Source organism: Pantoea sp. R13S299 (assembly GCF_048515925.1).
In the GTDB taxonomy this organism is placed as follows: Bacteria; Pseudomonadota; Gammaproteobacteria; order Enterobacterales; family Enterobacteriaceae; genus Pantoea.
Window position 1 is genome coordinate 1,044,826 of record NZ_JBLYEF010000001.1, and the last position, 15,305, is coordinate 1,060,130.

Here is a 15,305-nt window from a genome sequence, read left to right on the forward strand (position 1 = left end):
GCTTAATCCTTCTGATGGCCGTAAACGCGCGGCTGGGTGTAGTAATCGATGAGCGGCACGCAGATGTTGGCCAGCAGCACAGCAAACGCCACGCCATCCGGATAGCCGCCAAAGCTGCGGATCAGCCAGACCAGCAGTCCAATCAGTGCGCCATAGATCAGACGGCCACGATTGGTGGTAGAGGCGGTCACCGGGTCGGTGGCAATAAAAAACGCGCCCAGCATGGTGGCACCGGAGAACAGGTGAATCAGCGGACTGTTCAGCGATTCCGGTGAGAAGAACCAGCCCAGCGTCGCGCAGACCGCCAGTGACAGCAGCATAGCGGCAGGGATATGCCAGCGAATCGCACTCTTCCACAGCAGGAACAGGCCGCCCGCCAGATAACCGACGTTAACCCACTGCCAGCCGAGACCGGCCAGCACGCCGCTGTAAATCGGCTGCGCCAGCAGATGTTCGGCGCTGTGACCTGCACGTAAACCGGTTTTAAAGGTATCAAGCGGCGTCGCCTGGCTGATGCCATCAACACCCATCTGTAATTGCTGCATGGTTTCGCCCGCCAGCGTGTGGCCGTGGAACACCATGCTCAGACTGTCCATCAGTCCGGGTTTGATCGCCTGCAGGGTGTCAGGCGGCAGCCAGCTGGTCATCTGCACCGGGAAGGAGATCAGCAGCACCACATAGCCGACCATCGCCGGATTAAACGGGTTCTGGCCCAGACCGCCATACAGCTGTTTAGCAATGACGACCGCAAACAGCGTACCGATCACCACCAGCCACCACGGTGCCAGCGGTGGCAGGCTGATACCGATCAGCACGGCGGTTAGCAGCGCCGAGTTATCCGCCAGGGTGCTGGCGACCGGCGCTTTGCGCAGACGCAGAATCGCCGCCTCGGTCAGCCAGGCGGTCAGCGTTGCAAGTAAAACCTGCAAAAAGGTGCCATAGCCAAAGAAATAACACTGTGCAGCAAAACCCGGCACCGCGGCCAGCACCAACAGCAGCATGATGTTGCCGGTGCTGCGGCGATTATGGGTGTAGGGAGAACTTGCGATACGAAAAGCCATTTAATCCTCAAGCGTCGTAGACGACTGCGCTTTACGCGCTTTGGCACGGGCGATGGCGGCAGCAATAGCGGCCTTGCGCGCATCATCGGGTTGATTCAGTTCAGGTGCCTGTTCAGGTTCAGCATTGGCATTGTTGGCCTGCTCCTGAGCCTGCTCTGCTTTCTCCACCGCAAAATGCGCGGCGGTGGCCAGTGCGGCAGCATCGCGTGACGCGGCATCCGCATCACTTTCAGCCTGCGCGGCTTTCTTTGCTTTGGCACGGGCGATGGCGGCCTGAACGGCGGCTTTACGCGGATCGATTTCGGCGGTCGCATTTGGGGCGGCTTCTGTAACGCTCTGCGATGCAGCCGGAGCCGTCGCATCAGCGCCTTCAGCCTGCGCGGCTTTCTTCGCTTTGGCACGGGCGATAGCGGCCTGAACCGCGGCTTTACGCGGATCGATTTCAGCAGCGGCGTCTGATGCGGTTTCTGGAACGCCTTCGGATGCAGCCGGAGTGGTCACATTAGCACCTTCCGCCTGCGCGGCTTTCTTCGCTTTAGCACGGGCGATGGCGGCCTGAACGGCGGCTTTACGCGGATCGGTTTCAGCGGCGGAGTCTGCCGCGGCTTCAGCAGCGCTCACCGATGCAGCCGGAGCCGTCACATCAGCGCCTTCCGCCTGAGCCGCTTTCTTCGCTTTGGCACGGGCTACCGCAGCCTCAACGGCGGCTTTGCGCGGATCAACGCTGGCTTCAGCCGCGGTTTCCACTGCATCAACCTGCGAGACTTTCTTCGCCTTCGCCCGGGCAATGGCCGCTTCAACCGCCGCTTTACGCGGATCGACAGTCTGACGCGTCACCGGCTGGGTTTCAGCCTGCGCCTCAGCCTGACGCAGACGCGCCTGCGCATGGCGGGCTTCACGCTGCGCTTCAAGCGTTGCTTCATCCGGCTCAGCGGTCTGGCGGGCTTTCACCCGTGCTTTAGCGGCGGCCAGTTCGCTGGTATCAGTACGGGCAACACGCTGTTTCGCCTCTTCATGACGCGCTTCACGAGCCTGCTTCTCACGCTCCAGTCGCGCCTGACGCGCTTCAAAGCGCGCTTTGGCTTCCAGCGTGCGTTTCGCTTCCAGATCGATGGCGCGCAGCTCCGCTTTTTCCTGACGGTAATATTGCACCAGCGGGATGTTACTCGGGCAGACATAGGCGCAGGCGCCACATTCGATGCAGTCATCGATGTGGTGTGAGCGCGCTTTATCATGATCGCCGCCCTGGCTGAACCAGTAAAGCTGCTGAGGCAGCAATTTAGCCGGACAGGCGTCGGCACAGGCGGAACAGCGAATGCAGGATTGCTCTTCGTCGTTGTTGCCCATCTCATTCGCAGACGGAGCAAGAATACAGTTGGTGATCTTCACCACCGGCACATCCAGTGATGGCAGGGTAAAGCCCATCAGCGGACCGCCCATAATCACCATCTGACGCGGCGCAGGCGTAAATCCGACCTGATGCAGCAGATGGCTGATTGGGGTGCCGAGACGACTCCAGACGTTACGCGGCTGGGCAATCGCCTCGCCGGTCAGCGTCACCACGCGTTCGGTAATCGGTTCACCATTGATGATGGCCCGCTTAACCGCCCAGGCCGTACCGACGTTCTGCATCAGCACACCGATATCGGTGGAGCGGCCGCCGTGCGGCACTTCCAGCCCGGTCAGAATACGGGTCAGCTGTTTGGCACCGCCGGAAGGATATTTGGTCGGGATCACCCGGATTTGCAGATCGCGCTCGCTACCCAGCGCCTGTTTCAGCGCGGCAATCGCCTCAGGTTTGTTATCTTCAATGCCAATCAACACCTGCTCAGCCTGCAGAACCCAGGCGAGAATGCGGCTGCCTTCCAGCACTTCGGCGGCGTAATCCTGCATCAGGCGATCGTCAGCGGTGATATACGGCTCGCACTCCGCCGCATTGATAATCAGGGTTTTAACCCCGCGCAGGCCGCCTTTCAGTTTGGTGGCGGTGGGGAAGCCCGCGCCGCCCAGGCCCGCGATGCCGGCGTCGTGAATACGCTGCACGATATCGGCGCGCGGGTGCTGACGGTAGTCAGGCAGCGGATCGAGCGGCATCCAGCGATCTTCACCGTCGGGCGTCATGAAGATGCAAAGCTCGGAAAGACCGGACGGATGCGCGGTCATATGCTGACCGATATCCTCAATCACGCCAGAGGTTGGCGCATGCACCGGCAGCATACGGCCCGTGCCAAACGTCAGGGGCTGACCGCGCAGCACTTTGTCGCCAGGCGCAACGCAGATCTCACCTTCGTGTCCGATGTGCTGTTTCAGCGGAATAATAAAACGGTGCGGCAACGGCAGTTCGCTGAGCGGCGTGCCGTTGGACTGGGTTTTCATTTCGGGCGGATGAATACCGCCCTGAAAATCCCAGACCTTCTCTTTTTTCAGGAAGTTAAACAGATTAAGCATGAGTTTCTACCGGGATCACCCGTACAGGAATGGTATTCAAATCCCACTTCCAGTTAGCTGGCGTGGTGGCAACCGGACGCATTTCAATACAGTCAGTCGGGCAGGGCGCGACACAGAGATCGCAGCCGGTGCAGACATCGCTCAGCACGGTGTGCATGGCGCGGGTTGCCCCGACAATCGCATCCACCGGACAGGCCTGAATACATTTGGTGCAGCCAATGCAGTTGGCTTCATCAATAAACGCCACGGTGCGAACCGGCTCTTTCGCCGTTTCATCACCATCAATCGGCTGCGGCTCAACGTTAAGCAGCGCGGCCAGCTTAAGCATGGTCTGCTCACCGCCCGGCGCGCATTTGTTGATCGCTTCACCGTTGTTACCGACCGCATCCGCATAAGGACGGCAGCCAGGATAGCCGCACTGGCCACACTGGCTCTGCGGCAGAATGGCATCAATCTGCTCGACGATAGGATCTTCTTCGACTTCAAACCGACGTGAGGCGTAACCCAGCAGCGCGCCGAACACCAGGCTCAGTGCACTTAATACGGCAACAGCAATCCAGATCGCGGTCATCAGAATTTCACCAGACCGCTGAAGCCCATAAACGCCAGCGCCATCAGGCCCGCAGTAATCAGGGCGATGGAGTTACCTTTAAACGGGGCAGGGACATTGGCCAGCACCAGGCGTTCACGCATACCGGCGAACAGCACCATCACCAGCGAGAAGCCGATAGAGGCACTGAAACCATAGAGCGCGGCCTGCATAAAGGTGTGGTTGAGGTTGACGCTCAGCAGAGGCACGCCCAGCACCGCACAGTTGGTGGTGATCAGCGGCAGAAAGATACCCAGCAGGCGATAGAGCGACGGGCTGGTTTTACGCACCACCATTTCGGTGAACTGCACGACGACGGCGATCACCAGGATATAAGCCATAGTGCGCAGATAGACCAGGTCCAGCGGCAGCAGGATCAGATGGTTGACCAGCCAGGCGCAGATCGAGGCCAGGGTGATCACGAATGTCGTGGCGAGGCCCATGCCAATCGCCGTTTCCAGTTTTTTGGAAACGCCCATAAAAGGACAAAGGCCGAGAAACTTCACTAATACGAAGTTATTCACCAGCACGGTGCCAACAAAGAGAAGCAGATAATCGGTCATTTTTTCGCCTGGGAGCCAGAAAGCGGCTTATTATCATTGATAGCGCGGCGTATCTCAACACCCGCGCCACCCGCAAGGCGGCAGACCGCACTCAGAATTAAATTCCTGACATAACTCACGGCGTTACGGCGCGATAAAGGTCGTTTTTACCCGTGCTGAGCGTTTGAAATAGGGCACAAACACCGCAGCGGCCAGCAGCGACAGCAGTAATGTCTGAAGAGCACGGCTATCGGCGACCGGCGTAAAGGCAAAGGTTTTCAGCCCCAGCAGTACGGTAATCAGCAACCAGAGCAGATAATGGCGCGGCAGGCGGCGGGAGCGCTTCAGGAACAGCCAGCTGATCCAGAGACTATAGGCCCAGACCGCCACCGCAGTGAGCAGCGAAATGGCCCAGTAAGAGAAGAGTGTGCTGCCGTGAGAAAACAGCGCGACACGCCATTCCGGATTAAACAGTGGTGTCAGATACATCGCCAGCACCAGAATGGTGGTTAACAGGGTCATTATCAGCCAGGCCAGCGGCAGCAAAAGCCAGCCACCAATACGCGGCGCAGCAACCTGTTCATTCATCGTGGTTATTCCTGTCTCGGAGAGTCGAAGCGCAGCAGAATAACATGTCCAGAGGGGCACGCCCATCCGGACAGAGTCAGCGGTAAAAAAGGCGATTAATCAGCCTGAAATCAGACGACGTAGCGCCACACCGTTCTGGGAACGCAGCCCAGATCATATAACTTCCCGCCAGAGACCAGTTCAGCACGTCGATGATCGGCAGCCCGGTACATATTGATAATTTCCATATCATTGGTCAGGGAGTAATTAAGATGATCGAAAAGCTTTTCCAGACTGTCTGAATTATTTACTTTGCGGAATTTAAGCAGGTAATCGTGCGCAGTCATCATTGCCATAACAGATATAAGTAACAAAGGAGTGCTCAGTATAGGGAGCAGGCTTGGTCTGTCCAGATCATGCGGGTGAAAAAGGGCGAAAATCAGACAAAAGCACCTGATTAGTCATTAAAACTCCATATTTAGCTTTTTTACTATTGTCAGAGCCGGTAGCTCACTGCTGTTGACTTAAACGCCCGATTAAGCTCAGCCGGGAAAGTGCGGCAATCAAAGGTTAAAAGAAGAAACAAAACATTATTTTTATTTCATTTGCCTCTGTCAGCAAGTCAGTGCCTTCTTTCTTACATTTTACCGCCGAAAATTTAACCTTCCTTCAACCCGCACTGTAGAAACGTTTCGCTCCCGACCTGAAGTCGCTGACGACTGTGCGGAAAATCACAAATCCCATTTTTTGTTCATCGCAAAGCAGATAACCCGTTTTGTACGCCTGTCTGTAATCGTTTCCAGTGGCGATAAACATAAGCGATTCTGTTTATTACAATTATTTAACGGGCATTGTCATTTTAATCAGCCGTTTTATCCATAATGCTCCTGTCAGCGAACCCGCCACTCTGCACGTAACCCCTTTAAATTGCTCTGTTTTGTGAAGTGTGTCGCCATTATGCACCCTTTTTTAGTCCAGTCTAAGCAGGCTCTCTACCCTAAACAGCAAACGCCTTTCAGAGGATTAAAAACTATGTGGAAACGTTTACTTCTGACCACGCTGGTCAGCGCCGCGTTAACCGGCCCGGTACTTGCCGCAGATATGACGGTCGGCTTCTCGCAGGTCGGTTCGGAATCTGGCTGGCGCTCAGCGGAAACCAACGTAGCGAAAAGCGAAGCCAAAAAACGCGGAATCACCCTGAAAATCGCCGACGGACAGCAGAAACAAGAGAACCAGATCAAAGCAGTACGCTCGTTCATCGCCCAGGGCGTTGATGCCATCTTCATCGCGCCAGTGGTACAGACCGGCTGGGAGCCGGTACTGGAAGAAGCCAAAGATGCCAAAATCCCGGTTTACCTGCTGGACCGCGCCATCGTGGTGAAAGATAAATCGCTGTATCAGGCCGTGGTCACGGCGGACAACGTGCTGGAAGGCAAGCTGATTGGTGACTGGCTGGTGAAAACCGTCGGCGACAAGCAGTGTAACGTCGTGGAGCTGCAGGGCACCGTGGGCGCCAGCGTCGCGATCGATCGTAAGAAAGGCTTTGCCGAAGCGATCAGCAACCATCCAAACATTAAAGTGATCCGCTCGCAGTCCGGTGACTTTACCCGCAGTAAAGGTAAAGAGGTGATGGAGAGCTTTATTAAGGCTGAGAACAACGGCAAAAACATCTGCATGGTTTACGCGCATAACGATGACATGGCGATCGGTGCCATTCAGGCGATTAAAGAAGCGGGCCTGAAACCCGGCAAAGATATTCTGACCGGTTCGATTGATGGTGTGCCGGATATCTACAAAGCGATGCTGGCGGGTGAGGCGAATGCCAACGTTGAGCTGACGCCGAACATGGCTGGCCCGGCGTTTGATGCGCTGGAAAAATTCAGGAAAGATGGCACGCTGCCGCCAAAAGTGATCAAGACCGAGTCGAAGCTGTTCCTGCCTGCCGACGCGCAGAAGGAGCTGGATAAGAAAAATGGTATGGGTTACTGATTCATCGACCCGCCACAGACCAGCCGCAGACCGCCTTACGGGGCGGTTTTTCATGACGTAAGGCGGAGTGAGCAGAATGACCACGCAAAATGAAACACCGCTGTTATCCATCAGCGGCGTCAGCAAAGGGTTTCCCGGCGTCAAAGCGCTGAGCAATGTTTCCTTTGATATCCGCAAAGGGGAGATCATGGCGCTGCTTGGCGAGAACGGCGCGGGCAAATCCACCCTGATTAAAGTGCTGACCGGTGTTTATACACGCGATGCCGGCACGATCACCCTGAATGGTGAGCCGATAACGCCGCATAATACGGCGCAGGCGCAGGAGATGGGCATCGGCACCGTCTATCAGGAAGTGAATATGCTGCCGAACATGTCGGTGGCGGATAACCTCTATATTGGCCGTGAGCCGCGCCGCTTTGGCATGATCGACCGTCGGAAGATGGTGCGCGATGCCGATGCGCTGATGCGGAATTACGGTTTTTCCCTTGATGTGACGCGCCCGCTGGGCCACTACTCGGTAGCGATGCAGCAGATTATTGCCATCTGCCGCGCGGTCGATCTGTCGGCCCAGGTGTTGATCCTCGATGAGCCGACAGCCAGTCTGGATGCCAGCGAAGTCGAAATGTTGTTTACCCTGATGGCGCAGTTAAAAGCCAAAGGGATGAGCCTGATTTTTGTGACCCACTTCCTCGACCAGGTTTACCGCATTACTGACCGGATTACCGTGCTGCGCAACGGGCAGTTTATCGCGACCCGCGATACCGCCACGCTGCCGCAGATTGAACTGATTAAGCTGATGCTGGGTCGCGAACTGCTGGAGACCGCTTTACAGCGTCAGGGCAGCACGCTGCGCAGCAATCAACCTGTGGTGTCGTTTGAAGATTACGGCAGGAAGGGCACCATCGAACCCTTTAATCTGTCGGTTCGTCCCGGTGAGGTCGTTGGCCTGGCCGGTCTGCTGGGTTCCGGCCGCACCGAGACCGCCGAGGTGTTGTTTGGCATTCGACGTGCCGATCGCGGAACCGCGAAGATCAAAGGCAAAGTGCAGAAGATTACCAACCCGGCGAAAGCCTCACAGCTTGGCATGGGTTTTTGCCCGGAAGATCGTAAGACGGACGGGATTATCGGCGCGGCCTCAGTGCGCGAAAATATCATTCTGGCATTGCAGGCGCAGCGCGGCTGGTTACGGCCTATTAAGAAGCGTGAGCAGCAGGCAATTGCCGATCGTTTTATCAAGAGCCTGGGCATTCGCACGCCACACGCCGAGCAGCCGGTGGAGCTGTTATCGGGCGGCAACCAGCAGAAGGTGTTGTTGTCGCGCTGGCTGGTGACCAAACCGCAGTTTTTAATCCTCGACGAGCCGACGCGCGGTATTGATGTGGGTGCGCACGCCGAGATTATTCGTTTAATTGAATCCCTGTGCGCCGATGGTCTGGCGCTGCTGGTGATCTCCTCTGAACTCGAAGAGCTGGTCGGTTATGCCGATCGGGTGTTGATCATGCGCGATCTGAAGCAGGTGGCAGAAATTCCGCTGGAACAGCTTTCGGTGGCGTCGATCGTGAATGCTATCGCGGACGGAGGGGCAAAACATGCCTGATACCTCTATGACATCTGAAAAAATGCCACGTCGTAAGCTGAAACTCCCGCCAGGGATGCCGCAAATCGCCGCGCTGCTGTTGGTGCTGTTGATCGACAGTCTGGTAGCTAATAACTTTTTTGCGGTGCATTTGCAGGATGGCCGTCTGTTCGGCAGTCCGATCGATATTCTTAACCGTGCGGCACCGGTTGCCTTACTGGCGATTGGGATGACGCTGGTGATCGCGACCGGCGGCATCGATCTTTCCGTGGGTGCGGTGATGGCGATAGCGGGCGCGACGGCCGCGACACTGACCGTCGCCGGACACGGTGTGCCGTTTATTATTCTCTGCACGCTGGGAACCGGTTTAGCCTGTGGTTTGTGGAATGGGGTGCTGGTCGCGCTGCTGCGCATTCAGCCGTTTGTTGCCACGCTGATTCTGATGGTCGCCGGGCGCGGTATCGCTCAGCTGATTACCCAGGGACAGATTGTAACGTTCGACAGCGACAGTCTTGGCTGGTTTGGTAACGGCTCGCTGTGGATGTTACCGGTGCCGGTCTGGATTACGCTGGTGGTCGCGCTGGTCGTCTGGCTGCTGACGCGCAAGACCGCGCTGGGTCTGTTTATCGAAGCGGTGGGGATTAACCTGCGCGCGGCCCGCAATGCGGGTGTGACGGGCTGGCTGGTGGTGATGTCCACCTATGCGATCAGCGGCGTCTGTGCCGCGGTTGCCGGGCTTATCGTCGCGGCGGATATTCGCGGTGCGGATGCCAATAACGCCGGTTTATGGCTGGAGCTGGATGCGATTCTCGCCGTAGTGATAGGCGGGGCTTCGCTGATGGGTGGTCGCTTTAATCTGGTGTTATCACTGATTGGCGCGCTGATTATTCAGTCGATGAATACCGGGATTCTGCTTTCCGGGTTCCCGCCTGAGCTGAATCAGGTGGTGAAAGCGGTGGTGGTGATGTGTGTGCTGTTACTGCAGTCACCGCGGTTTATTGCGATGTTGAAACGGAGACGCCCGACATGATTAAACGTCATCTTCCGCTGATGATCACTCTGCTGGTGTTTGTGGCGGGTTATCTGTTCTGTCTGAGTCAGTTTCCGGGTTTTGCCTCCACCCGGGTGATCTGCAATATCCTGACCGATAACGCCTTCCTCGGCATTATCGCCGTCGGCATGACCTTTGTGATTTTATCGGGCGGTATCGATCTGTCGGTCGGCGCGGTGATTGCCTTTACCGGCGTGTTCCTGGCGCGGGCAATTGGCGATTTCCATGTCGATCCGTTGCTGGCGTTTGCGCTGATTCTGTCCATGGGTGCGCTGTTCGGGGCCATGATGGGCTGGCTGATTGATGCCCTGAAGATCCCGGCCTTTATCATTACGCTGGCGGGGATGTTTTTCCTGCGCGGCTGCAGTTATCTGGTGTCCGAGAATTCGATCCCCATCGACCATCCTTTCTACTCCATGCTTTCCAGTCTGGCGTGGAAAGTGCCGGGCGGAGGGCGTCTCAGTCTGCTGGCGGTGATTATGCTGGTGGTGGTGTTTGGCGGGATTATTCTGGCGCACCGTACGCGCTTTGGTAACCGCGTTTACGCCATCGGTGGCAATATGACGTCGGCTCAGCTGATGGGCGTTTCGACCCGGGCGACTACCATCAAGATTTATATGCTTTCCACCACGCTGGCGACGCTGGCTGGCATCGTGTTCTCGATCTATACCTCAGCAGGTTATGCGCTGGCCGGGCTGGGTGTGGAGCTGGATGCTATCGCATCGGTGGTGATTGGCGGCACGCTGTTGTCGGGCGGTGTCGGAACGGTGCTGGGCACGCTGTTTGGTGTGTTGATTCAGGGGCTGATTCAGACCTGGATTAACTTTGACGGCACGCTGAGTTCGTGGTGGACCAAGATCGCCATCGGGATTCTGCTGTTTGCGTTTATCGCCCTGCAGCGGTTACTGACGGTGATCTGGGATCGTCAGCAGAACGCGCCAGTCAAACGAATCCCTACCTGATTATTGAGTATCCTGGATAAAGGCGGCTCTCAGGAGCCGCTTTTTACTGCGCCAGATGCAGCACCATCACCGTGACCTCTTCACTCGCTATATGCCGCTGTTCCACCGCCTGCCATCCTGAACGCTGATAGTACGCCTGTTGATCCGGGGTATAGAGCCAGAGTTCACCAATCTGCTGTTGTTTTGCTCGCGCAATCGCCTGCTGGATCAGGGCTTTTGCCACGCCCTGGCCCCGGAATTTTTTGTCCGTCACCACTTCACCTATCCAGTATTCCCTTGCCGTGATGTCGTCCAGTTCATAACGGATGACGCTACAGGTCGCGATGACCGTTTTGTCATCCTTCGTGGCAACAAGAGTGAATTCCGCCGAGGCTGTCTGGTTCCGTTGTTTTAAGCGCTCAAGGATGGTGGGCTGATGTGACCATGCAGGGTGATGTGACCATTCAGCATGTAGCAGTTGTGCGGTTTGTGGGGCGTAGTCGGGATGCTGGTTCAGATCGGCAATTTGCATGGCGCTGGCTACCTTTGTTTTATCAGGTATGTAGCAATACAGGCTGGTGGGAGAAAGTGCAAGATGATGAAAGAGTTGAGTTTTAGCAAAGAGACCGGAGCTCTTATGTATTACCGGGAAAACAATCGCTATGGGATTCAGGTGTAAGGTCAGGAAAGGTATGCCTGATCGCAAAGGATTCCCGCATCCATGCGGATCGGCCGCGCCATCCCTGGCGCGGACGCTTTGCTCTTCAGGCATACCTTTCCTTCCCGGTTGGGCTTGATCATGGCTTTTAAAAACATGTGCTGAACTATCAAAAAGGAGGGGATGGCGGGCAGTGGAGTAAAGCGTCCGCCGCATGGACAAAAACGCCGGGAGCGTTTTTGAACAACGCGAAGCGTTGGCCCGCTTGCGGGCGAGCCTCATGGATGAGGCGAGTAGTCCGGCGGCAGAGCCTACAGGGATGTATTTACGGCGACTTTACGCAACGCCCGCCATTCCCGACTGAATTGCACTAATTCTCTACCAAACGGCGCCTTACCTTCCCTGAAACTATCTTTTAAAGAGTCCTAAGGCGCCAATGATCGCTAATTAACGTTTCAGGCGGTAATACGCTTCATTCCAGCGCAGCGCATCTTTAAACGAAGGCAAGGTGGTGTGCTCATCAATCACCAGCACTTCGATATCGTTCATCTCACCATACAGATACATATCCTCCAGCGTCAGCGCCTGACTGAACACCGTATGGTGCGCGCCGCCGCCCAGAATCCACGCTTCGGAAGCGGTCGCCAGTGATGGCTGCGCTTTCCACAGTGCGCGCGCAACCGGCAACTTCGGCAGCGGTTTAGGCTGTTCGATAGCATCCACCACGTTAACCAGCAGACGGAAACGATCGCCCATATCGATCACGCTGGCGTTAACCGCACGACCGGCTGGGGTGGAGAAAATCATGCGCGCCGGGTCGGCTTTGTCACCAATGCCCAGGAACTGCACATCAATTAAAGGCTTCTCTTCAATGGCAATCGACGGGCAGACTTCCAGCATGTGTGAGCCGAGCACCAGATCGTTGCCTGGTGAGAAGTGATAAGTGTAATCCTCCATAAATGAGGTGCCACCTTTGCGATCGCCTGCCAGCACTTTGAAAATGCGCAGCAGCGCAGCAGTTTTCCAGTCACCTTCGCCTGCGAAGCCATAACCCTGACCCATCAGACGCTGAACCGCCAGACCCGGCAACTGCGTCATGCCATGCAGCGTCTGGAAGTTGGTGGTGAAGGCGTGACAGCCTTCGGCTTCCAGGAAACGCTTCAGACCGAGTTCGATACGCGCAGCATCCAGCACGTTCTGACGTTTTTCACCGCCGGAAGCGGCGACATCGGTAAAGCGATAGAGGCTTTCGTACTCATCGACCAGCGCAATCACGTCGCCATCGCTGACGCCATTGATCACCTCAACCAGATCGCCAATGCCCCAGCCATTAACGGAATAACCGAACTGAATCTGTGCGGCGACTTTATCGCCTTCGGTCACGGCCACTTCACGCATGTTGTCGCCAAAACGGGCGACTTTCAGCTGCTGGCTGGCCTGTTTAGCCAGTGCCGCTCGCATCCAGTTGCCAAGACGCTGCTGGCTGGCGCTGTCTTTCCAGTGACCTGTCACCACGCTGTGCTGCAGGCCCATACGCGCGCCGATGAAACCGAACTCGCGGCCGCCGTGTGCGGTCTGGTTCAGGTTCATAAAGTCCATGTCCATGCTGTCCCACGGGATCTCTGCATTGAACTGGGTGTGGAATTGCAGCAGCGGTTTATTCAGCACGCTCAGGCCGCCGATCCACATCTTGGCTGGAGAGAAAGTGTGCAGCCAGGTAATAATCCCGACGCACTGCTTGTCATAGTTGGCGTCGCGACACAGGGCTAGCGCCTCATCCGGTGACTTCACCAGCGGTTTCAGCTCCAGACGCACGGGTAAACCGGCCTGATTCAATCCCTCGACGACCTGACGTGCATTCTGTTCAACCTGGCGTAACGTCTCCGGCCCGTAGAGGTGCTGCGTGCCGATGACAAACCACACGCTGTAGCTGTTTGACTGTTCCATAAGACTCCTTACTTAGCGGAAGCGGGGCGGGCGGCATATTGCGGTTCAGCCGTCACGCACCATTGTTGATAGCGTTGATAAAGTTGTTGATAGCGGGCGACACGCGCCGGATCGGGCTGCAGCGTCACGGCAATCGGACTGGCCATGACCTGCTGTGCATCAGGGACGCTGGCGTGAACACCGGCGGCGACGGCGGCGAAAATGGCCGCCCCCAGCGCACAGCACTCGTCAGAGGCGACAATATCCAGTGGCCGGTTCATCACATCGCAGCAGGCCTGCATGATCGCCGGGGATTTCCGCGCGATACCGCCGAGGGTCAGAATGCTCTCGACCGGGATCTGCTGCTGCTCGAAGCACTCCATAATGGCGCGCGCACCAAACGCGGTTGCCGCCACCAGACCGCCAAACAGCGCGGGCGCATCGGTGCCCAGATTCAGGTCGGTAATCACCCCTTTCAGCCGCTGATTGGCGTTGGGTGTGCGGCGACCGTTAAACCAGTCCAGCACCACCGGCAGATGGTCGAGCTGCGGATTGGCAGCCCAGGCCTCGGTCAGATCCTTAATCAGATTCTTTTGCATCTCAGCCAGCTGAGGCTTCAGCTCAGGATGCTGCTGCGCCGCCAGTTGCAGCGGCCAGCCCAGTAAACGACTGAACCAGGCGTAAATATCACCAAAAGCAGACTGCCCCGCCTCCAGCCCGATAGCGCCTGGCACGACGCTGCCATCAACCTGACCACAGATGCCTTTGATGTCACGGTCGCCGACTTTTTCTGTGTCAGCAATCAGGATGTCGCAGGTTGAGGTGCCGATTACTTTCACCAGCGTATAAGGTCTGGCTCCGCCACCGACTGCGCCCATATGACAGTCAAACGCGCCACCGGAAAGCGTGACGGTCTGCGTCAGGCCCAGACGCTGCGCCCATTCCGGGCTGAGCGTGCCGACCGGCAGATCCGCAGTCCAGGTATCCGTAAACAGCGGCGAGTCGAGCTGCTGCGTCAACAGCGGGTCGAGTGCATTAAGGAAATCGACATCGGGCAGGCCGTTCCAGTCGCCGTGCCACAGCGCTTTATGTCCGGCGGCACAGCGGCCACGACGCAGCTTGTCTGGCGCGGTGGTGCCGCTTAACAGGGCAGGCACCCAGTCGCACAGTTCGACCCAGGAGACCGCGGCCTCACGCACGGCCGCATCTTCGCGCGACACGTGCAGAATCTTCGCCCAGAACCACTCCGAGGAGTAAATGCCGCCGATATAGCGGCTGTAATCCTGGAAGCGGCCGCTGTGGCACAGCTGATTAATCTCTTCCGCTTCTTCTATAGCGGTGTGATCTTTCCACAACACGAACATCGCGTTGGGGTTCTCCGCGAATTCGGGACGGAGCGCGAGCACGTTGCCGTCGCGGTCAATCGGCGCCGGGGTAGAGCCGGTGCTGTCAACGCCAATGCCGACGACGGCGTTGCGCTGATCTTCACTCAGTGCATTCAGAACGCCGAGCAGCGCCTGCTCCATCGCGTCGATGTAATCCTGTGGATGGTGACGAAAACGGTTAGTGTGCGGATCGCTGTATAAGCCCTGTTGCCAGCGCGGATAGCTGAACACCGCACTCTGCAGCTCTTTGCCGCTATGACAATCCACGGCCAGCGCACGCACCGAATCACTACCAAAGTCCAGCCCAAGGGTGATGGCTCCAGCACGCATCGGAATCTCCTGTAGTTAGTTAACTCCTGTATCCTGGGTTCGGCGCGCCAAATCAGTTAGTCATCGCTGGCTGACAATATGCACTTTTCTGTCATCGGCAGTGATTTTGTGATCCATTGCAAAAGTTAAGCGCCGGTTAAATTTGCTGAATATATGGATCATTTTGTCGTGATTTTAATGTGTGATACCGCTCTACATTTTTCTTCGCTAATACCGCTAAAACTAGCCCAGCGTCTGGACAG

The 15,305-nt window shown here is 56.8% G+C and carries 13 protein-coding genes; 4 read left to right on the plus strand and 9 right to left on the minus strand.

The genetic code is table 11. The features are described 5' to 3' along the window. Positions 1-2 precede the first annotated feature (2 nt). The 6 genes from rsxD to ydgT all read right to left on the minus strand — a co-directional run bounded on the left by rsxD (position 3) and on the right by ydgT (position 5,554). Positions 3-1,061, minus strand: a complete 1,059-nt coding sequence (gene rsxD, locus ACN1CO_RS05160) for an electron transport complex subunit RsxD (RefSeq protein ID WP_419138104.1) — start codon at positions 1,059-1,061, stop codon at positions 3-5. Further along, positions 1,062-3,509 (minus strand): electron transport complex subunit RsxC, encoded by a 2,448-nt coding sequence (gene rsxC / locus ACN1CO_RS05165; protein WP_419138105.1) that lies wholly within the window; start codon positions 3,507-3,509, stop codon positions 1,062-1,064. After that, positions 3,502-4,080 (minus strand): electron transport complex subunit RsxB, encoded by a 579-nt coding sequence (gene rsxB, locus ACN1CO_RS05170; RefSeq protein ID WP_010245386.1) that lies wholly within the window; start codon positions 4,078-4,080, stop codon positions 3,502-3,504. The genes rsxC and rsxB overlap by 8 nt, the downstream gene beginning before the upstream one ends. Further along, positions 4,080-4,661 carry an electron transport complex subunit RsxA gene (rsxA, locus tag ACN1CO_RS05175; RefSeq protein ID WP_003853423.1) on the minus strand — a complete coding sequence of 194 codons (582 nt, stop codon included), beginning with the start codon at positions 4,659-4,661 and terminating at the stop codon, positions 4,080-4,082. Before rsxA ends, rsxB begins: the two co-directional genes overlap by 1 nt. A gap of 123 nt (positions 4,662-4,784) precedes the next feature. Then, positions 4,785-5,228, minus strand: coding sequence for a DUF2569 domain-containing protein (locus ACN1CO_RS05180; RefSeq protein ID WP_419138106.1), 444 nt, complete (start codon positions 5,226-5,228; stop codon positions 4,785-4,787). A gap of 110 nt (positions 5,229-5,338) precedes the next feature. Then, positions 5,339-5,554: a transcription modulator YdgT gene (gene ydgT, locus ACN1CO_RS05185; RefSeq protein WP_090961338.1), complete on the minus strand. Its 216-nt coding sequence runs from the start codon at positions 5,552-5,554 to the stop codon at positions 5,339-5,341. Between the two features lie 685 nt (positions 5,555-6,239). Here ydgT and ytfQ point away from each other — a divergent pair. The 4 genes from ytfQ (at position 6,240) to yjfF (ending at position 10,785) form a co-directional block, all read left to right on the plus strand. Continuing rightward, positions 6,240-7,196, plus strand: coding sequence for a galactofuranose ABC transporter, galactofuranose-binding protein YtfQ (gene ytfQ / locus ACN1CO_RS05190; protein ID WP_283545454.1), 957 nt, complete (start codon positions 6,240-6,242; stop codon positions 7,194-7,196). 76 nt (positions 7,197-7,272) lie between these two features. Then, on the plus strand, positions 7,273-8,793 hold the full coding sequence (locus ACN1CO_RS05195; RefSeq protein ID WP_419138107.1) for a sugar ABC transporter ATP-binding protein: 1,521 nt from the start codon (positions 7,273-7,275) through the stop codon (positions 8,791-8,793). Then, positions 8,786-9,802: a galactofuranose ABC transporter, ATP-binding protein YtfT gene (ytfT, locus tag ACN1CO_RS05200; protein WP_419138108.1), complete on the plus strand. Its 1,017-nt coding sequence runs from the start codon at positions 8,786-8,788 to the stop codon at positions 9,800-9,802. Before ACN1CO_RS05195 ends, ytfT begins: the two co-directional genes overlap by 8 nt. Beyond that, positions 9,799-10,785 carry a galactofuranose ABC transporter, permease protein YjfF gene (gene yjfF, locus ACN1CO_RS05205; RefSeq protein ID WP_090961327.1) on the plus strand — a complete coding sequence of 329 codons (987 nt, stop codon included), beginning with the start codon at positions 9,799-9,801 and terminating at the stop codon, positions 10,783-10,785. Before ytfT ends, yjfF begins: the two co-directional genes overlap by 4 nt. A 43-nt stretch (positions 10,786-10,828) precedes the next feature. On the opposite strand, the gene ACN1CO_RS05210 is transcribed toward yjfF, so the two are convergent. The 3 genes from ACN1CO_RS05210 to ACN1CO_RS05220 all read right to left on the minus strand — a co-directional run bounded on the left by ACN1CO_RS05210 (position 10,829) and on the right by ACN1CO_RS05220 (position 15,063). After that, complete coding sequence (locus ACN1CO_RS05210) at positions 10,829-11,296, minus strand: GNAT family N-acetyltransferase (protein ID WP_419138983.1); 468 nt, start codon at positions 11,294-11,296, stop codon at positions 10,829-10,831. 573 nt (positions 11,297-11,869) lie between these two features. Further along, the gene (araA, locus tag ACN1CO_RS05215; RefSeq protein ID WP_419138109.1) at positions 11,870-13,369 is read right to left on the minus strand and encodes an L-arabinose isomerase; all 1,500 of its coding nucleotides are present in this window, start codon (positions 13,367-13,369) and stop codon (positions 11,870-11,872) included. An 8-nt stretch (positions 13,370-13,377) separates the two neighbouring features. Next, the gene (locus ACN1CO_RS05220; protein ID WP_419138110.1) at positions 13,378-15,063 is read right to left on the minus strand and encodes a ribulokinase; all 1,686 of its coding nucleotides are present in this window, start codon (positions 15,061-15,063) and stop codon (positions 13,378-13,380) included. Between the last annotated feature and the right edge of the window lie 242 nt (positions 15,064-15,305).